This is a genomic window from Paenibacillus macquariensis (assembly GCF_900156375.1).
Classification (GTDB): domain Bacteria; phylum Bacillota; class Bacilli; order Paenibacillales; family Paenibacillaceae; genus Paenibacillus_AQ; species Paenibacillus_AQ macquariensis.
In genome coordinates, this window is sequence record NZ_FTNK01000002.1 from 425645 (window position 1) to 443415 (window position 17771).

Below are 17771 nucleotides of genomic sequence, written 5' to 3' on the forward strand. Positions count from 1 at the left end.
GCTGACGATTACGTTTATTAATAGTTAGGATGATCGGATTCAAGGTGCAAGAGAAAATAACTTAAAAAATATCACACTGGATATTCCCAAACACAAACTAGTCGTAGTTACTGGACCGTCAGGATCAGGGAAATCGACACTTGCGATGGATATACTTCAACGGGAATGTCAGCGTCAATATATGGAGTCTAGTGGATTGTCTGCAGAGTCGATTCAGAAACCTAAGGTAGATTCGATCATTGGTCTTTCGCCATCGATCTCCGTAGGTCAACATGTGACGAATCGTAATCCTCGTTCAACGGTTGGAACAGTAACCGATATGTATACGTATTTGCGACTTGTGTATCAGAAGAAAGGGGTAAGACGCTGTAATCACTGCGAAGCCTTGATCCCACCTCCAGTTGCAGATAATGCAGAACCTATTACTTGCCCAGTATGTAACCATTCCCATGCCCCATTGACCAAGTCGGACTTTTCCTTTAACACACCTGACGGTGCATGCCCGACGTGTAGTGGTCTAGGAAATGTCGTTGAGGTTAATCTAGAAGCTGTGTTTGATAAAGAGAAAAGTATCAGAGAAGGTTCTGTAACCTTCTGGAATGGTATGTTTATTGATTATCAGATCGCTATCCTTGAGGCAGCAGGTAAACATTACGGGATTCCAATGAGTGGAGATCAGCCTCTGAATACCTATAGTGAAGTACAGTGGGACATGCTGCTATATGGTGTGGAAGCGGAAGAGTTCACTCGTCATATCCCAGACATCACGCCACCCAAGACGGTAACGAAAGGGAAATTTGAAGGTGTGGTAACCGCGATGTGGCGGCGCTACAAAGAAAAGGATGGACAATCGAATGATACTACTCTATTCCTCACTCAGACATGTCACGATTGCGGAGGGGAACGATTAAAGGAAGAAAGTCGTCGTGTGACCGTTGAAGATCAAACATTGCCAGGATTATCTATCTTGTCGTTAGATGAGTTCAGTATCTGGATTGAACGTGTTCAATCGAAGTATCATCAGGAGGGAGACTCCTTACTAGAGACAGTACTGCATGACTTGCTTATCAAGATTAAACGAATCATACATGTTGGTTTAGGTTATATATCCCTTGATCGAAACACTATAACGTTGTCTGGGGGGGAAGCTCAGCGATTAAGACTTGCTTCTATTCTTGGTTCAGGTCTGACCGGTGTCTTATATTTGTTAGATGAACCTACTTCAGGATTACATCCGAAGGACACGGATGGACTTGTTCACATTATGAAACAGTTACGTGACCTTGGTAATACAGTTCTAGTCATTGAGCATGATGAACGTGTCATCCAAGAGGCGGATCATGTCATTGATGTGGGTCCCGGAGCGGGACGTTTTGGCGGAGAAATTGTGGGTCAAGGTACCCTTGCAGAACTAATGGATCAGCCGGATTCTGTCACAGGACGTTATCTTAAAGCTAATGACAAGCTCGTATCGAAGGAACGTAAGGGCAACGGAGATTTGATTACGATTCATGAAGCTACACTTCATAATTTACAGAACGTGACGGTTTCTTTTCCACTAGGCTCCTTGATTGCTGTATCCGGGGTATCTGGATCAGGTAAATCATCACTCGTCTTTGATTTGTTAGCTACTGCGGAACATGGCAAGGTACACATTCCGGGATGTCGTTCGATCATTGGACTAGATGCGATCAATAATATGATCACAGTCGATCAATCGCCACTTTCAAGAATGCAACGATCCAACGTATCCACCTATATCGATTTATTCACGTACTTGCGTAAGATTTTTGCAGCTTTACCAGAAGCGAAGGAGAGAGGTTTGAAGGATAAGCACTTCTCCTTTAATACAGCAGGTGGGAGATGTGATCGATGTGAAGGGTTGGGACAAGTATCCGTGGATATGCACTTCTTATCTCATTTGCAAGTCGAATGTCCTGAATGCCATGGTAAGCGGTTCAAGGAAGAAGTTCTAGCTGTTACGTATGAAGGCTATACCATTTCAGATTTCCTAGAGCTAAGTATTGAAGAGAGCCAACATTTATTTATGAAGCAAAAGAAAATGTTGAAGCTACTAGAACTTTTATGTGAGGTTGGGCTAGGATACTTACAATGGGGTCAGGCGTTACCTACACTTTCCGGTGGAGAAGGGCAGCGCTTAAAGCTTGCTAGAGAGTTAAGTAAGTCAGCGGCGGGTCACACCTTGTACCTACTAGATGAACCTTCTACTGGATTACATCCACTTGATGTACACAATCTCTATGTGTTGTTGAGCAAGCTAGTTGAAGCTGGGAATTCAGTGATTATGGTTGAACACAATACAGATTTAATAGCAGCAGCGGATTGGGTAATCGACATGGGACCTGGAGGCGGAACGGCAGGTGGGAAGTTGGTTGCAAGTGGAACGCCACGCGAAGTAGCTGCGGTTAAAGAATCGTGTACAGGTGCGTTTTTAGTTCCTTATATGGTGTAATGGCGTAAATCACTTAGATGGCGCTTTAGTTCAATCGTTAAAGAGTGTGAGTATGAACTCACACTCTTTTTGCTGTATCTACATGCCAACCGAATAAGCTTTCCAAGAAAGGGAAAAGGTATACAGAACATTAATGAAGGAATCGGATAAGGAGTGCATTGTAGCAATGGGAAATAACATTGATATGAATAAACCTGCCCAGAACGGAACGATGATACAAAAGTCATTAGGCGTGTATCTGTACGATTGCCTAAAGCGAGAGGGAATTACTGAAATTTTGGGTGTGCCTGGTGATTATAATTTCACGTTACTTGATAGTCTTGAGAGATACCCAGGTATTCAATTCATCAATGGAAGAAATGAACTGAATTCAGGATATGCAGCTGATGCCTATGCTAGAATTAAGGGGATTTCCGCGCTCATTACGACGTTTGGTGTAGGGGAAATGAGTGCATGTAATGCAATTGCTGGGGCCTACAGCGAGAATGTACCCATTATTCATATCGTCGGAGCGCCCCCTGATATGGATCAGAAGAAACACAAGCTAATGCATCATACCTTATTGGATGGGAATTATGATGTATTTCGCCAAGTATATGAGCACATCACAGCTTACACCGCAGTTCTTACACTTGAAAATGCAGCGATCGAGATTCCGAATGCCATTCGTATTGCGAAGCAGAAAAAGAAACCCGTCTATTTAGTAGTCGCCAATGATCTGGTTATGAAGCCAATCATAGTCCACCAAGAAGTTGTTCCAGCTCAGGCTCAATCGAATCAGACAACGTTGCAGGCAGCATTGGACCATGCTAAGCAGCTGCTGAGTAAATCTCAGAACACGGTTCTACTGGTAGATGTCATAACGACGCGCTTTGGTCTGCAAGAATATGTACGTAAACTGGCCGAGTCTTTGAATGTTCCAGTCGCATCCACGCTTTTTGGAAAAGGGTCTTTCGACGAAAGTCATCCTTTATTCATAGGAATGTATGGAGGTGCGTTTGGTAGTCCAGTAGTAAGCAGTACAGTTGAGAACGCAGAATGTGTCATTGCGGTGGGATTGGTGTGGGCGGATGCGAATACAGGAAATTTCACGGCTAAGCTGAATCCACTTCAGATGGTGGAGATCCAACCGGATATGGTGAAGGTCGGAGGAGCGGAGTATCCCAATGTGCTAGCGGAAGATATGCTCCTTGGTTTGCAGAGCATAGGCTACAAGCAGCAAAGTCAGGTCATGAAAGGAACGTTTCCTTATGATACCATGACGGACAAGCCTGAAGATTTACTCGCAGCGGCGTCTTATTATCCTCGCTTCCAGCACATGTTTAAAGAACGCGATATCGTGATTGCAGAAACGGGCACATTATATTACGGCATGACCCAAGTTGGTCTGCCACGGGATGTAACTTTTATCGCACAAGGTGGATGGCAATCCATTGGTTATGCAACCCCATCGGCTTATGGCGCCTGTATAGCGGCTCCAAAGCGTCGGGTATTACTCTTTACGGGTGATGGCGCTTTACAGCTTACCGCTCAGGAGATTAGTTCGATGCTGTATTACGGCTGTAAACCGATCATTTTTGTATTAAACAACTATGGGTATACAGTCGAGAAGTATTTAAATGTTAAGACCGAAGGGCAGATTTACAATAAAGTTCCAAGTTGGTCTTACACGAAGTTAGCAGAGGCTTTCGGAGGAGAGGCTTTTACAGTGATCGTTCGAAGTAATAAAGACCTTGATCATGCCATATCACGCGCAGAAACGGAATGTAATAACAGGCTATGTATCATCGAAATGATTGTCACCGACCTCATGGATGCACCGGAATATATGCATGAAATGCGCAAGCATATGGAGCAGCAAGAGAAGGAACGTAGCTAAAATGGTAAAGTTAAAGTACAGCTATTCACCCTATTGTTCGGGTGACGATGTCTTATTTGATGTGGTCGATCATCGATTTTCTGGTGATTTTCGGCCTAGGTGAGAAACTTGTCTGAGGGGCTTCCCGAAAGTAAGCTGCGACAAGTCTAATCAGTCCATACTTCTCAACTGTCGTATCTGGTAAGCCAAGCGGAATCGACGCTATAAAAAAACTGCAACGTAACCAATCTTCATTGGCTAAGTTGCAGTTTTTATGTTGTTTAATGTTTAGTAGATACCCATGACATAACAGGTATGGCAACATCACTTTAAGGTTAAGCATTCTCCATAGCTAGTTCTTTAGCGTTAGCTTTATTATCTAGTGGTGCTTTATCCGGAGATGGAACTTCGTTCGATGTTCTAAGTGGAAGCTCCTTCAGGAAGAAGACTAGCACAAAGGCAACACATAGCACGATCATTCCTGTCAAGAACACGGATGATAATGATTGACCCAAAGCATCACGGATACTGTCAATCATTTGTGCGAATACAACCTGAGCATCAGCGGGAAGACTAGCTTGTGTTTTTTCGAGTAAAGGCTTATTCATCAGTGCTTGTGGATTCGCGAAAGCAAGCATTTGCTCAGCTAATTTCGGATCCATCTTACTGAAATCAGGTGCAGATGATGATTGCAAAGCATCTTTCAAGTTCTTAGTTAGATGATTTGCCATAACCGTACCCATAACTGCAATTCCGATCGTACCGCCCAAATTACGGAATAATTGAGAAGAGGCTGTTGCTACACCCAATTCTTTGTGAGTAACGGCATTTTGTGTAGCCAATGAGAATACAGGCATCCCTAATCCCAGTCCTAGACCAAATACCCCCATACTGAGAATTGCCATTGGTACATTATTCATAAATACCATAATCGCCATACCAGCTATCATAATTGGTATTCCAATTAAGGCATAACGTTTGTATTTTCCTTTTTTGGCCATTCTTTGACCTGTAACGGCACTAGCAACAACCATAACGATGGACATAGGCATCGTTACATATCCAGCATATGTTGCGGAGATACCGAGTACACCTTGTACGAAGAAGGATAGATAGATCATCGCACCCATCATACCGAAATTCATGATAAATCCAATAATATTGGAAATGGTAACGACGTTGTTCTTAAACAGATGAAGTGGCAATATTGGGTTCTTTACTTGGGACTCTATGAATATGAAGATAAGAGCCGAAACGACAGTTCCTCCCAAAAGACTAAGGATTTGTGGAGATCCCCATGCATATTGCGTACCAGCCCATGTGAAAGCAAGAAGCAATGGAACAATAGTCGTAGTTAGAAATAACGAACCTAAAAAGTCAATACTTGTTGCTGTCCCACGTTCAACTTTAGGGAACAAGGCAAGAATCATTACGAATGCTACGATACCTAGCGGTAGGAAGATCCAGAACAACCAGTGCCAATCTAGATGGTCAATCAAATATCCACCAAGTGTGGGACCGAGTACACTGGAAAAACCGAATACGGCCATCATGAGACCCATCCATTTACCGCGTTCACGTGGAGGGAATAAGTCCCCTACAGCTGTAAATGCAGTAGATTGGATAATACCAGCGCCAATCCCTTGAATACCGCGATAAATAATAAATTGATAAACGTCTGTCGACGTACCCGTAAGGAAGGCCCCAACCATAAATAGCAGTATCCCTGCTAATAGAAAGGGTTTACGGCCGAACATATCAGATAGTTTGCCGACAAGAACCGTTGCAATTGTTGATGTCAATAAGTAAATATTGATTGTCCAAGTATATAAGTCCATACCATCCAGAATGGCGATGATACGTGGCATTGCTGTGCTTGTAATTGTCTGATTAATCGCTGCGAACAACATCGCGGCCATAATAGCAATCATAATACTGAGTTTTCGTTTACTTGATAAATGTTCCATATGTTGTTTTCTCACCACTTCTTTATAATTTTTAGCTATTATCTATTTTTGAAATTAAAGTAGCAAAGATCCTTCTCAAATGAACGATATCCTCATCGGGCAATACTTTAAAGTAATTCCCCATAAGTTCTCGTTGATTTTCCATCAGACCCTTGATCATGTCTTCTCCTTTCTTCGTTATTGTAATATTTACAACTCTCCTGTCAGATTCTGCACGCTCCTTATTCACGTAACCTTCAGCGAATAAATGATCTGTTATGCCTGTGATTGCTGCTGCAGTAAAGTGTAGAGAACTAGCTAGTTGTGATACCTTTTGCGGACCTTTTTTAGATAACGAATACAGCGTCTTGCACTGCGTCATACTTAATTCGTGTCCTTGTTTGTTCCAGTCTTGGGTGATTCCTTTTAAAAAAGTTTTGAACATGGAGGAGATTTCATAAAACCCTTCATTATTAGACAAAATGGTACCTCCTTAATAAATCAGTATAATACTTTAAAATTTAGTTAAATACTAAATGATTAAGCACTAAACTAATTAGCTTGAGGTAATATATCATTTATTTTCAAACCCGTCAACAATCAATTTACACGAGACCGTATGCATAAGATTACATATAGATTTATCCTCCATAGACGTTCATCTTCTAATAAGGAAGCGAAACATGATAAGGACGTCCAATCTTACAAGGCAACGTTGATCTAGAAGACCTGAATTGTCTATGTTAAAATATGAAATTAAATCATACTAATCGTGAAAGGTGCAGTGGAAATGCAAATATACATTGACCAAAAGGATAAATCCAAGGTTGCCATAGTAGAAAGCTCAGAGATCGAAATAAGTGATGTTCAAGGGGCACTAGATTTGATGGCTTCTATTAAGTACACCGATGGATGCGATAAAATAATGATTAATAAATCGAACATAACAGAGGAATTCTTCGATTTAAGAACCAAACTTGCCGGTGAGATTCTGCAAAAATATATGAACTATAATGTTACAATCGCAATTGTTGGAGATTTTGAGGGGTATGACAGCAAGAGTCTGAAGGATTTTATTTATGAATGTAATAAAGGTAAGCGAGTGTTCTTTCTAAAAGATAAACAGGCCGCACTTCATGCTCTGCACAGTATCGATTAAACACTTCGGCATATTGAAAAGTTAAATCAATTAAATTGATGGATGGAAGAGCGCAAGTAAGACATAGAATTAGCTATATACTATTATTGAAAGAAGCTGATGACGATGTCGTCTGTACCCATTGGTTACCTCATTCCCTCGCTGCTCCTCGCTTGGTGCACGTACTACGTCGTGGCACCGCGAAACTGGCCAAGAATGTTTAATTCGTTAGGATTTTACTTCGGAGTAATCAATGAGCTACCTTTCCTTGCACTCTTCTGGCTTTTTGGGGAGACGTGGTTGGCATTTAGTCAGGGGGACGTTAGTTCTCTGGTCGGTTGGTTGGCCTTTGGATTGACAATTTTGGCGGTGGCAGGACTCTTAGTGATAATCCATTGGGGGCTACAGGCCGCCCCAGTAGTCAATCGCGGCCTGGATGATAACCTTGGGCAGAGGTGGCGTGATTCTATTGACGCGAAGATTGCCAGGCGGTTACATAATAGATTTACGTTCACGGCCCTGCTTGGACCATTCTTCGTACGACGCCACGATGTTAAGCGGATAGCTAATATACAGTATGGTGACGCAGGCGTGCATCATTTACTGGATATCTATCGTCACAAATCGTTACCTACCAACCGACCGGTACTCATACATTTTCATGGCGGGGCTATGGTCAGCGGCAGTAAGAACCGTCAGGCTCTTCCGCTCCTATATCGTCTCGCGAGCCAGGGGTGGGTCTGTGTCAGCGCCAACTATCGCTTGAGCCCAGCCGCAACATTTCCCGACCAGCTTATCGATGCAAAGAAGGTTATCGCTTGGATACGAGAATACGGCAAACAATACGGCGCTAATCCTGATAGTATATTCGTCGCTGGGTCTTCCTCAGGAGCTCAGTTGGCCGCATTGGCCGCCCTTACTTCAAATGATCCTAAGCTACAACCCGGATTCGAAAATGTAGATACGTCGGTCAGCGCAGCCATCAACCTGTACGGTGACTATGACTGGCTCGACACCAATGGTACTTGGACTGACTCGGGGCGAGACCGAACCGGATTTCTGGCATCAATTATGAAAAGTTCACCGGCTGAGGACCGTGAAGCATGGGAACAGGCATCACCACTAACACGAATCCGAAAGGATGCACCACCATTCTTCGTAATACACGGTGACCGAGATACATCGCTGCCTGTCCAAGATGCGCATCACTTCGCCCAAAAGCTCCGCAGCATCTCGCAAAGCCCAGTTGTGTACGCTGAGCTACCGGGTGCTGAGCATAATCTAGATCTGTTTCACTCTATACGTAACGAAGCAGTTATGGATGGCATCGATGCTTTCGCTGCATGGGTGTGTACTAATAACAAACATAATTCTGATCGTTCTTAGAAGTTTGAACTAAAGACTCCAATTTCAAGAAACCACGTATCATGACAAATGAATACCTATAGTTTTAGACAGATACCCTCATAGGTCGGCTGTCTTTTTTTAATTAGAGGAGAGAAGAAACATAGCAATTTTGGATCAGTCGAATATTAGAAATTAATCTATACTTAACAGAATATAAGTTAACAAATAAACGAATGAGAATGGGAGGGGTAGATATGAATGATTACTATGGGGAACTTTGCACCAGAATATATGAAATCGATAAATCCTATGCTGGAGACATAGAGCTTGATTTCTATTTATCTTTTGTTCAAGACCTGAATATGAGAGTGTTGGAACCAATGTGCGGAAACGGTAGAATGCTGATCCCTTTTATGCAGAAAGGAATTAATATTGAAGGGTTTGATATCTCAGAAGAGATGCTTAATGTATGTAAAGAGAAGGGGAAGGGACTGAATCTTAAACCCAACGTTTATTATGAGAAATTAGAAGAATTTAAAGGAGACAAAGTATATGACTTAATCATCATCCCTTTTGGCTCATTTTCATTATTGCCGGACGCCTTGGTTAATAAGAGTCTCTCTAATTTGAAATCGGCCCTTACAAGTAAGGGTAAATTACTATTAACAATAATGTTGAAATACGATGGTATTGAAGAGATACCTGAATGGATGGAATTGGACCAAATACAGTTCAAGGATGAATGGATTGTCTCGTATAAAAAAGTTCATTATAACGAAGAAGAGAGTATGCTTATTACCCAGTTAAAATATGAATCGGTAAAAAACGGGCAAATTGAAAAAACAGAAATCATGGATTTGCCTATTCGTCTATACGATATTGAGGAATTTGAGAATACGCTTAAATATAACGGATTGCATCATATTGTTATTCATAGGTTGAGGGACGGTTATGGAAAAGGGACCATTTGTTATGTCATTGAATGCTCTGCATAATGATCCATTTGAATGCTGATAACCAAACCTAGACTAACCATATTAATCAGTAGAGAGCTTCCTCCGAAGCTAATAAAAGGTAACGTAATTCCTGTTAAAGGCATTAAACCTAGAAACATTCCGATATTTTCAAAAATCTGATATAGAAACATAGAGATAATTCCAATGATAATGATGGAACCCTCTCGTAATTTGCAGCCTAATGCGATGAGAATCAATCGATAAATAAGGAAAAAGTAGAGCAGAAGAAGCACAGCTACACCGACAAAACCGAATTCCTCCGCGACAACAACAATGATAGAATCTGAATACGTGTAGGGAACTAAGTTAAACTGAACGGAAGAACCCTGCATATATCCTTCACCGAACAATCCTCCTGAACCAATGGCAGTCAACGCATTTTTAGTATGGTAAGAAGCATCTCTGCTAGCTTGATCAGGTATAAGCCATGGATCTAATCGATTCAAATAGTGCTCTTTATTAATACTCACCAGATAAGATGAAATCTGATCGTGAAATGAAATATATGATTTGATTCCGATATAGAGAAATACGGATATCAGAAGCAATATCATGATGGTATGGGAGTATTTTAGATTTCCTGTCCATAGAATACCTAGTAATATGACAAAATAACAAAGCGCGTTCCCCATATCATTCTGACCGATAACGATCACAAAAGGTACGCAAGTTAATAAGAAAAGAGGTAGAGCTTTCTTTAAAAAGGAAAGTTCTTCTTTGTTATTCTGAGCGACTATGGCTGAAAGGGAAATAATAAGAACGAGCTTAAATAGTTCCGCTGGCTGAAGATTAAGACCAACGAAGGGCACCTGGATCCAACCTTTCGAATCATTCACTTCAACTCCAATATAGGAGGTAATGAACAGAAGAAATAGCCCCCCACCAAGCAACCACCAATGGTATTTAATAATGAATCGATAATTGAAAAAGGATACTCCAAAAAAACAAATAAAACCTAGAATATAATAAAAGAGCATGCGCTTATCATACCCAATAAACTCCGGCCAAGCAGCTACGCCACTATGAATGAGCGTGATACTAATTGCCATAAATAACAACAATATGCCGACAATGAACCAATCTATATTTCTCCAACGATATAATATGTAAATCTCCTCCAACATTTCTTGTAATGGTAAATCACATTAGCTGTATAACGTTAAATGAAGGGTAAAAGTTCTATATTAACTTTTTTTATTGTTATCTAAGAAAGCCTATTTGTCGTTCATGAGGGTGTTTGTCATTATTTATTAGGACTTGATTTTGGAATTATGTGGTAAACTCATTCATATCCCATTATACCTTTAGAGGAAAAAGGGGATTCCAAGAGTAGGAGAAGAAACTAATAACTCAATTTAGTGTATAAGAGATGGAAGGTAGATAGATTTCACGAATTGACTAAAATTGGTCGTGAATATAGATCCCGTATGAGGGATCTGCGACAGGTGTCGCAGATTTTACGTTAGGTGAAATCTTCGAAATACTGCAGAAGACCTTAGAAAACCATAATAAAAAACTGAGGAAATGAAAATCGAAGGAGGAACATGATGGATACTTTTCTTGCCATATTTCCGATTGTTTGGTCTGCTTTTATATATTCAATTATATTTTATCGTGTCTTTATTAAGGATAATAAGCATATTAAAGGAAACATCGGCTTAATTGTAACTGCTAGTATATTACTTTTGACGAATGATCAAAACCAATATATTGAATTATCATGTGTAATAATCAGTGTAGTGCTATTGGGCACTATTATTTATAAGGCTATAAAATCAAGAAATAAATAATAACAAAAGGTAGGATTAAAAAAGTAATATGGAGAGATTTTGAAAGGGTAATTCAATGAAGTCGAAGACTTCACCTAACAAAACATTTCTACGTCGTCGCTTACGCTCCTCGGTCGCCAAGAGGAATATCGGAGAAGCGGATTCAGGCGACACATCCAACCGGCTAAGTCTGACGACCCGTTCCCTTCGTTCACTTAAGCCGTTCGGACGTCAGGAATGCGCAACGTTAGATGAAATTACCAGAAGGACGTGTGAAACCATGAAACAAATTAAAATACATAATTGGTGCTTAGAATTTGATTACGATAAAACAAAAGATTTCTATGATTCTTATTACTTGATAACTGATGGTTGTGATTGTTTGTATTGTAAAAACTTTGTTCAAGCAATAAATTATTTACCAAATGATGTTTTATCATTCATTACAAGCTTTGGTATTGATCCTAAGAAAGAAGGTGAGATATCAGAGTATTGTGAGAATGGAGATGGAACTCATTTGTATGGTGGATTCTTTCATATAGTTGGTAGATTAATAAGTGGAGCTGATGTGTGGGTTAAGAATGATGAAGAAAGTACACATTCTTATTTTGATAGCAATTTATATGAATTGAATGGATTTAGTTTTGGTTTTACATATGGTTCAAGTTTAGTGCCTGAAGGATTCCCTGAACCAGATTTACAGATCGAATTTCAAGGAAATATACCGTGGGTTATTTCAGAGAAGCCTGGCAACATCATCTAACAATACATTCCTATATCGTCGCATACGCTCCTCGGTCGCCAAGAGGATTTTCTGAGAAGTGGACTCAGGCGACACATCCAACCGGCTAAGTCTGACGACCCGTTCCCTATGGTCACTTAAGCCGCTTGAACGTCAGGAATGCGCAACGTTATCGGAAAGAATCAAGAAAATCAAAGAAAATATAACCCTTAGGGAGGAAACACATGTCTCAGCCCAATGTAATATTTATACCAATTAGCAATGATAACGAACTAGAGTGTATAGATCTAAGACCGCGAGAAGACCAATTACAATTAGTAGCGTCGAATGCAGACTCACTTGTACATGCAACTAATGAAATTACTTCAAAACCATATGGAATATACGCGGAGGATTCAATGGTAGGCTTTATCCTGTTTGATAATGAAGCGTATTCTGATGGTTATTATTGGATACTTAGGTTTATGATTGATGAGAGATTTCAAGGTAAAGGATATGGGAAATCAGCCATACAGCAAGTCATTGCTAAACTTAAGAATAGAAACGATTGCAAAGAAATTAGAGTATCTCATGTCCCAAATAATATTGTAGCAAACACAATATATAAGAGTTGTGGTTTTCAAGAAACCGGGGAATTTGAGGACTGTGGTGACCCAATATTAAGCTATAAAATATAAAGTTAAAGTTCTTCACTAATCGAACAAAGAGATAAGCCAGCTATTTCAAAGAGGCCGATTCCATCAGATAACACAATATTCACGCATCGGGGGACGAGCCCCTCGGTCCAGCAGAAGTATGAAGCAGATTCGACTGGAGTATTTTCAGCAGCAGGGAAGTTGATTCAGCCGGACACACCCGCACCACCCAACCGCATCGTGGCCAGTCGCTTTGCTCCTTTAGGGTGGTGGGGCGTCGTGAATACGACAACGTTATGTGAAATCATCGCTAATGATAAAAAATAAGGAGAAATAAACGATGAACAGAAGAATCAATCTAGCTGAAATAGCTGAAGAATTAGCTTTAAGACCGTTGATAGGAAATAAAGATAAGTGTGGCCCGGATTTGGAACCAATTCTTAGTTATTTTCCAAGAGATAACCCCAGTATAGGTTTCGATTGGTGTGCTGCATTTGTATATCATTGTTGTATTGAGGCAGGCGTGAAGTTACCTGTCCGATATTCAGAACCAGTTTCACGAAATTTTGCGTGGGTTGAAGCTTGGTTAGAATGGGGACAGTTATTTGGCTTTTATCATCCTGTAAGTGATATGTCGTTTGTCCCAGGTCAAGGGGATCTTATTATATTTGATAACATTTTGGGGAATGGTCCGAATGATCATATCGGAGTTGTATTGAGAACCGAACAGAATAAGATAATAACAGCAGAAGGGAATTTTTATAATAAATCAGGAATATTTGAAAGGACTCAAGACCAAATAAATGGATATATAAGAATCGACGAGATGTACTAATAGGTGTTGAAAGTATGTTCATCGAAGGCGATAACATCACATTACACAAGATTCATACTGCTGTGGGCATTCGCTCTTGGTTGGAAGATGAAATTACATAGAAGAATGTAACCAACACAGAAGCCCACCTGATATAAAGCTATTCTTTATTCTAGATGACTTTGATTTGGATAGCTTATTATAATATAAAAAAGGGTGAAATTTAGATGTTACTAACTGTCTTCAAATTTTTCCGAGCTCTGATAAGACAGCAGAATTCTATGAACCCGCTCCGATTTCCGATAACGTTCGCGGGGCGAAAAATTCGTGAACCTCGGCTGAAAGAGCACCAATAGAAAGAGTAGGAATAAAGGATGAAAAATATAAAGATAAGGGAAAATGATACCAGAACGTTATCCGAAAACCAAGGACCTACGGTCCTTAAGCCGTTTGGACGTCAGGAATGCGCAACTTTAGATGAAATTGTTTTACAAAAAGGAGAAATATATGAGTCCTCACAAGCTTATCATAGTAGATGGTATGCCTGGTTCTGGTAAGTCAACACTTTCTGAAATGATATCTAATGAGTTGAGTAAACAAGAAATAAAGAACATTTTTTATCATGAATTAACTAAAGATCACCCACTATTCATACATGATCGTAAATTCACAAGCTTTAAAGATCAAGGGGAGGCTGAATATTATTTTAATAGAGTTATTGAACTGTTTGATAGCTTTGTAGAATTACATAAGAATGAACCGGAAATTATTGTTATCGAAAGTATAGTATTTCAAGACACTTTAAGTTTTGCATATAACATGGGAATGGAACTGCCTAAGATAGAAGAACTATTTAACCACTTAGTAGATATATTAAATAGATTGAATCCTGTACTTATTTATATCTATCAATTTGATGTTAGAAGGAACTGGGAAATGATAGGTAAGATAAGAGGTGTAGAGTGGATACCTTTTTTACATACTCAAGAAGGATTAGATGAAGCTGAGAGAGATTGGAAACCGAATCAAGAATTTATTAAATCATTGATTGAAGAATGGCGGATCCCTAAATTAATTATTGAAAACAAAGATTATTTATGGGAGCAGTACAATGAGAGAACTAAAGAATTTTTGGAAGTTAACTCATTTATGTCACGGCCTTAAGTCGTTTGGAGCGCGAACGTTAGAGGGAATTATAGAAAACGGTATATAAAGAAGGAGCCAATCATATGGAACTAATTGAATGGTCATGTGAACAGGATAATTACAATCTAAACGATAACATTTACTTACAGAAGGCAGATAAGTTGGAGTGGGGAATTTATTGTTCTGTTTACTATAGTTCGGAATATAATGCTTTTTTTAAAGAGGATGTTTATGACTTTCATCTGCAAAGAGAACCCTTTTGGATCTGTAAAGGAGACAATAAGGTCGGTGGCGTGGTCATAGCTCCCAATATATTATATTTTCTATTCTTTATTCCACCATTTAATGATGAGGGACAAGTATTGGATTTATTAAAAGGTTCTTTAATTAAGTGGTCAGATCCTTCAAAGCCTATCAATGCTTATGAAATATTGCAAAATCAAGTAGATTTGTTTGCAAGAGCTGGATTTTGGCCAGATGAATTTAGATGTCGTTGGATGCAGCGTCCTACAGAAATATTTGCATTTGAATGGGATGATAGTTTTATCGTTATTGAACCTCAAATTCAAGCAGAGAATAATGATAAAGTAATAAAGAATAACAATGAATTGGGGCAGTTCTTCTATGAAAGTTATGCTGGGGGGATTAGTGCAGTTAGGAGAAAGCAAGAATCACTGGATTTTTATATTTCTTGGGTAGGTTCTTTCCCGTATCAGACCAATGATATTTTAATAGATGCTTCATCATTAGTTTACGATAAACAAACAAAGAAACTAGTTGGTGCTTGCTTAGTGTCTCTTGAAGGTAATTACCCAGCAATATTTAATATTGCAGTTTTGCCAGGATTTAATGGAAAAGGCATTGCGACAAAGATGTTGAAAAAAGCATTAAATAGATTAAAAGGTCATTATCCTGTGCTAAGATTATATGTTTTACAAGGTAATACAGCTGAATCAGTTTATTATAAGCTTGGATTTATGCCAGGGCCATTGGAAATACAAAAATTCTATCTACCACATAAACAATCATAAATTTCTTGAGCATATTCAAAGACCATCAATTGAAAGGACTGAAGTGACAATATGAAACAGACCATTTATTTTGTATCCGGGCCAGCTGGAGTGGGGAAATCAACAACTGCAGTTAGACTTGTTCAATCTATAGAGAGAAGTGCTTATATTTCTGGAGATGATATTAGTCATATTCCTGTAAATGGTCGTGGGCGGCCATGGTTATGTGAAGAAACATTAAATCTGACTTGGAAGAACATTTTAGATATATCAAGAAATTTGATTGGGGTTAATTATAATGTTGTCATTGATTATGTGACTTTTAACAAGGATGTAGAGATGTTTTTAGAAGGAATTAAAGATTTGAATGTCAGAATTATATTTGTAATTTTGATGGCTGATGAAGAAACAATTATATACCGAGATAAATTAAGACCGATTGAAAACCAAATGGGGGAAAGAAGTTTAATTTTACTTAGAGAATTTAAAGAATCAATTACTGATGAAAGGTATGTTTTAGAGACACAAAACTATAAAGAAGATGAAATACATAAAATTGTAGAAGACATAAAGAATAATCTAAAGTACTTGGTTGTAGCTGACTCAAGAAGCAGTTCGTGCATACGAGAGACGTTATACGAAACCAGCGCAATAAATAAAACCTATGTAGAATAAATTCATTTTAGGATTAAACTGATGCTGGATATTAGGGAGGAAAAAATGTACAAATATCAGAAAACTGAGAGTCCGATGCACGTAATGTTAACCGATTTTGTTGAAAATGGACAGTTTCCTGCATTAGCCGTCGGAATAGTGAAGGACAATCAAATTTTCTTTACTGGTGAATATGGAACAGCCAATTTATCGACTGGTGATCCTGTTGGTCGTAGCACTTTGTTTCACCAAGCATCCGTCTCAAAAACATTCGTTGTTACGGCGATTATGCAATTGGTTGAACGTGGAAAAGTAGAACTAGATTCACGGATCACGAAATATCTTTCTTACTTTAAGATGGAGGACGAGCGGTATCAACATATTACTCTAAGACAGCTTTTGAACCATACTTCTGGCATGCCAGATGAAGAAGATTATGCATGGGACCGGCCCGAATACGACGAGCAAAGTCTTGAAAGATATGTAAAAAGTATCCGTCGTCACAAGCTTCTGAGCGATCCTGGTGTTAAATTTTCTTATAGTAATATAGGCTACGAAATTTTGGGAGACTTGATAGCAAAGGTTAGTGGAATGAGCTTCGAGCAGTATATGAAAAAGCATATTCTTGAAGCGGTAGGAATGCAGTCCAGTTCCTTTTTGAAACAGGAGGTCGAAGCATATCTTGCAACACCTCATGTGCACATGGCCAATGGGGACGGCGGCTGTATCAGTGATGTTTTTCCGTACAACAGGGCGCATGCACCCAGTTCCACTCTATATACCAATGTTGAAGATATGTGCCAATATATGCTGATGCATCTTAATCAGGGAATTGCAAAGGATGGATATAATTCCTTGCAGTCCGGCAGCTATGATGAAATGTGGAAGTCTCATGCGGCTACTGGATACGGACAAGAAAAAGCGCAAATCGGTCTGGGTTGGTTTTTGGGAGAATATAAGGGTTTTCGGATCGTCTCACATTCCGGATGGGATACCGGTTTCCTAAGTGATCTGATTCTACTTCCCGATGAAAAAATCGCTATTTCTGTGATGACCAATTGTGACTACGTCGGGCTGGGTAGCGTAACCTATCCAATACTTGATCTATTACTTGGTTCGAATATTCGCTAAAACAACCAACAATATTAGTCGACAAACGCCCCATCCTAAGATAAGTGCTATCTAAGGCTGGGGCGTTTTGTGAATACAATAACGTTATAGGA

At 39.5% G+C, this 17771-nt stretch carries 15 protein-coding genes; 12 read left to right on the forward strand and 3 right to left on the reverse strand.

The annotated features are described in order from the left end of the window. The first annotated feature begins 37 nt into the window (after positions 1–37). Both uvrA and BW961_RS04950 read left to right on the forward strand, forming a co-directional pair. Entirely contained in the window at positions 38–2473 is a 2436-nt protein-coding gene (uvrA, locus tag BW961_RS04945; RefSeq protein ID WP_068581471.1) for an excinuclease ABC subunit UvrA, read from the forward strand. A gap of 166 nt (positions 2474–2639) precedes the next feature. Next, complete coding sequence (locus BW961_RS04950) at positions 2640–4352, forward strand: alpha-keto acid decarboxylase family protein (RefSeq protein WP_068581473.1); 1713 nt, start codon at positions 2640–2642, stop codon at positions 4350–4352. A gap of 314 nt (positions 4353–4666) precedes the next feature. Here BW961_RS04950 and BW961_RS04955 read toward each other — a convergent pair whose 3' ends face one another. Continuing rightward, complete coding sequence (locus tag BW961_RS04955; RefSeq protein ID WP_068581477.1) at positions 4667–6298, reverse strand: DHA2 family efflux MFS transporter permease subunit; 1632 nt, start codon at positions 6296–6298, stop codon at positions 4667–4669. Between the two features lie 31 nt (positions 6299–6329). After that, positions 6330–6758 carry a MarR family winged helix-turn-helix transcriptional regulator gene (locus tag BW961_RS04960; protein ID WP_139331534.1) on the reverse strand — a complete coding sequence of 143 codons (429 nt, stop codon included), beginning with the start codon at positions 6756–6758 and terminating at the stop codon, positions 6330–6332. 309 nt (positions 6759–7067) lie between these two features. Between BW961_RS04960 and BW961_RS04965 the strand changes: the two genes are divergently transcribed. The 3 genes from BW961_RS04965 to BW961_RS04975 all read left to right on the forward strand — a co-directional run bounded on the left by BW961_RS04965 (position 7068) and on the right by BW961_RS04975 (position 9757). Beyond that, a complete protein-coding gene (locus BW961_RS04965; RefSeq protein WP_068581482.1) occupies positions 7068–7436 on the forward strand; it encodes a DUF4180 domain-containing protein in 369 nt (122 codons plus the stop codon). Between the two features lie 363 nt (positions 7437–7799). Further along, positions 7800–8801 carry an alpha/beta hydrolase gene (locus BW961_RS04970; protein WP_211269752.1) on the forward strand — a complete coding sequence of 334 codons (1002 nt, stop codon included), beginning with the start codon at positions 7800–7802 and terminating at the stop codon, positions 8799–8801. Positions 8802–9016: 215 nt separating this feature from the next. Continuing rightward, positions 9017–9757, forward strand: a complete 741-nt coding sequence (locus tag BW961_RS04975; protein ID WP_068581489.1) for a class I SAM-dependent methyltransferase — start codon at positions 9017–9019, stop codon at positions 9755–9757. Here the strand turns inward: BW961_RS04975 and BW961_RS04980 are convergent. Then, positions 9733–10902: an FtsW/RodA/SpoVE family cell cycle protein gene (locus tag BW961_RS04980; RefSeq protein WP_139331535.1), complete on the reverse strand. Its 1170-nt coding sequence runs from the start codon at positions 10900–10902 to the stop codon at positions 9733–9735. The two genes, BW961_RS04975 and BW961_RS04980, sit on opposite strands and share 25 nt — an antisense overlap. A 925-nt stretch (positions 10903–11827) precedes the next feature. Here BW961_RS04980 and BW961_RS04990 point away from each other — a divergent pair. The 7 genes from BW961_RS04990 to BW961_RS05020 all read left to right on the forward strand — a co-directional run bounded on the left by BW961_RS04990 (position 11828) and on the right by BW961_RS05020 (position 17679). Beyond that, entirely contained in the window at positions 11828–12310 is a 483-nt protein-coding gene (locus tag BW961_RS04990) for a hypothetical protein (RefSeq protein WP_139331536.1), read from the forward strand. A 203-nt stretch (positions 12311–12513) separates the two neighbouring features. Further along, complete coding sequence (locus tag BW961_RS04995; RefSeq protein ID WP_068581497.1) at positions 12514–12966, forward strand: GNAT family N-acetyltransferase; 453 nt, start codon at positions 12514–12516, stop codon at positions 12964–12966. Positions 12967–13264: 298 nt separating this feature from the next. Further along, on the forward strand, positions 13265–13759 hold the full coding sequence (locus tag BW961_RS05000; RefSeq protein WP_068581498.1) for a CHAP domain-containing protein: 495 nt from the start codon (positions 13265–13267) through the stop codon (positions 13757–13759). Positions 13760–14245: 486 nt separating this feature from the next. Then, entirely contained in the window at positions 14246–14902 is a 657-nt protein-coding gene (locus tag BW961_RS05005) for a P-loop NTPase family protein (protein WP_068581501.1), read from the forward strand. Between the two features lie 65 nt (positions 14903–14967). Then, positions 14968–15915, forward strand: coding sequence for a GNAT family N-acetyltransferase (locus BW961_RS05010; protein ID WP_068581503.1), 948 nt, complete (start codon positions 14968–14970; stop codon positions 15913–15915). A 51-nt stretch (positions 15916–15966) separates the two neighbouring features. Further along, positions 15967–16569: an AAA family ATPase gene (locus BW961_RS05015; RefSeq protein ID WP_068581505.1), complete on the forward strand. Its 603-nt coding sequence runs from the start codon at positions 15967–15969 to the stop codon at positions 16567–16569. 45 nt (positions 16570–16614) lie between these two features. Then, a complete protein-coding gene (locus BW961_RS05020; RefSeq protein WP_068581509.1) occupies positions 16615–17679 on the forward strand; it encodes a serine hydrolase domain-containing protein in 1065 nt (354 codons plus the stop codon). Positions 17680–17771 lie beyond the last annotated feature (92 nt).

Bases quoted from the DNA above. Each gene is read 5' to 3' on its own strand.
- BW961_RS04950 (WP_068581473.1), top strand. From the start codon at position 2,640: ATGGGAAATAACATTGATATGAATAAACCTGCCCAGAACGGAACGATG.
- BW961_RS04955 (WP_068581477.1), bottom strand. From the start codon at position 6,298: ATGGAACATTTATCAAGTAAACGAAAACTCAGTATTATGATTGCTATT.
- BW961_RS04965 (WP_068581482.1), top strand. From the start codon at position 7,068: ATGCAAATATACATTGACCAAAAGGATAAATCCAAGGTTGCCATAGTA.
- BW961_RS04975 (WP_068581489.1), top strand. From the start codon at position 9,017: ATGAATGATTACTATGGGGAACTTTGCACCAGAATATATGAAATCGAT.
- BW961_RS04980 (WP_139331535.1), bottom strand. From the start codon at position 10,902: ATGTTGGAGGAGATTTACATATTATATCGTTGGAGAAATATAGATTGG.
- BW961_RS04990 (WP_139331536.1), top strand. From the start codon at position 11,828: ATGAAACAAATTAAAATACATAATTGGTGCTTAGAATTTGATTACGAT.
- BW961_RS04995 (WP_068581497.1), top strand. From the start codon at position 12,514: ATGTCTCAGCCCAATGTAATATTTATACCAATTAGCAATGATAACGAA.
- BW961_RS05000 (WP_068581498.1), top strand. From the start codon at position 13,265: ATGAACAGAAGAATCAATCTAGCTGAAATAGCTGAAGAATTAGCTTTA.
- BW961_RS05005 (WP_068581501.1), top strand. From the start codon at position 14,246: ATGAGTCCTCACAAGCTTATCATAGTAGATGGTATGCCTGGTTCTGGT.
- BW961_RS05010 (WP_068581503.1), top strand. From the start codon at position 14,968: ATGGAACTAATTGAATGGTCATGTGAACAGGATAATTACAATCTAAAC.
- BW961_RS05015 (WP_068581505.1), top strand. From the start codon at position 15,967: ATGAAACAGACCATTTATTTTGTATCCGGGCCAGCTGGAGTGGGGAAA.
- BW961_RS05020 (WP_068581509.1), top strand. From the start codon at position 16,615: ATGTACAAATATCAGAAAACTGAGAGTCCGATGCACGTAATGTTAACC.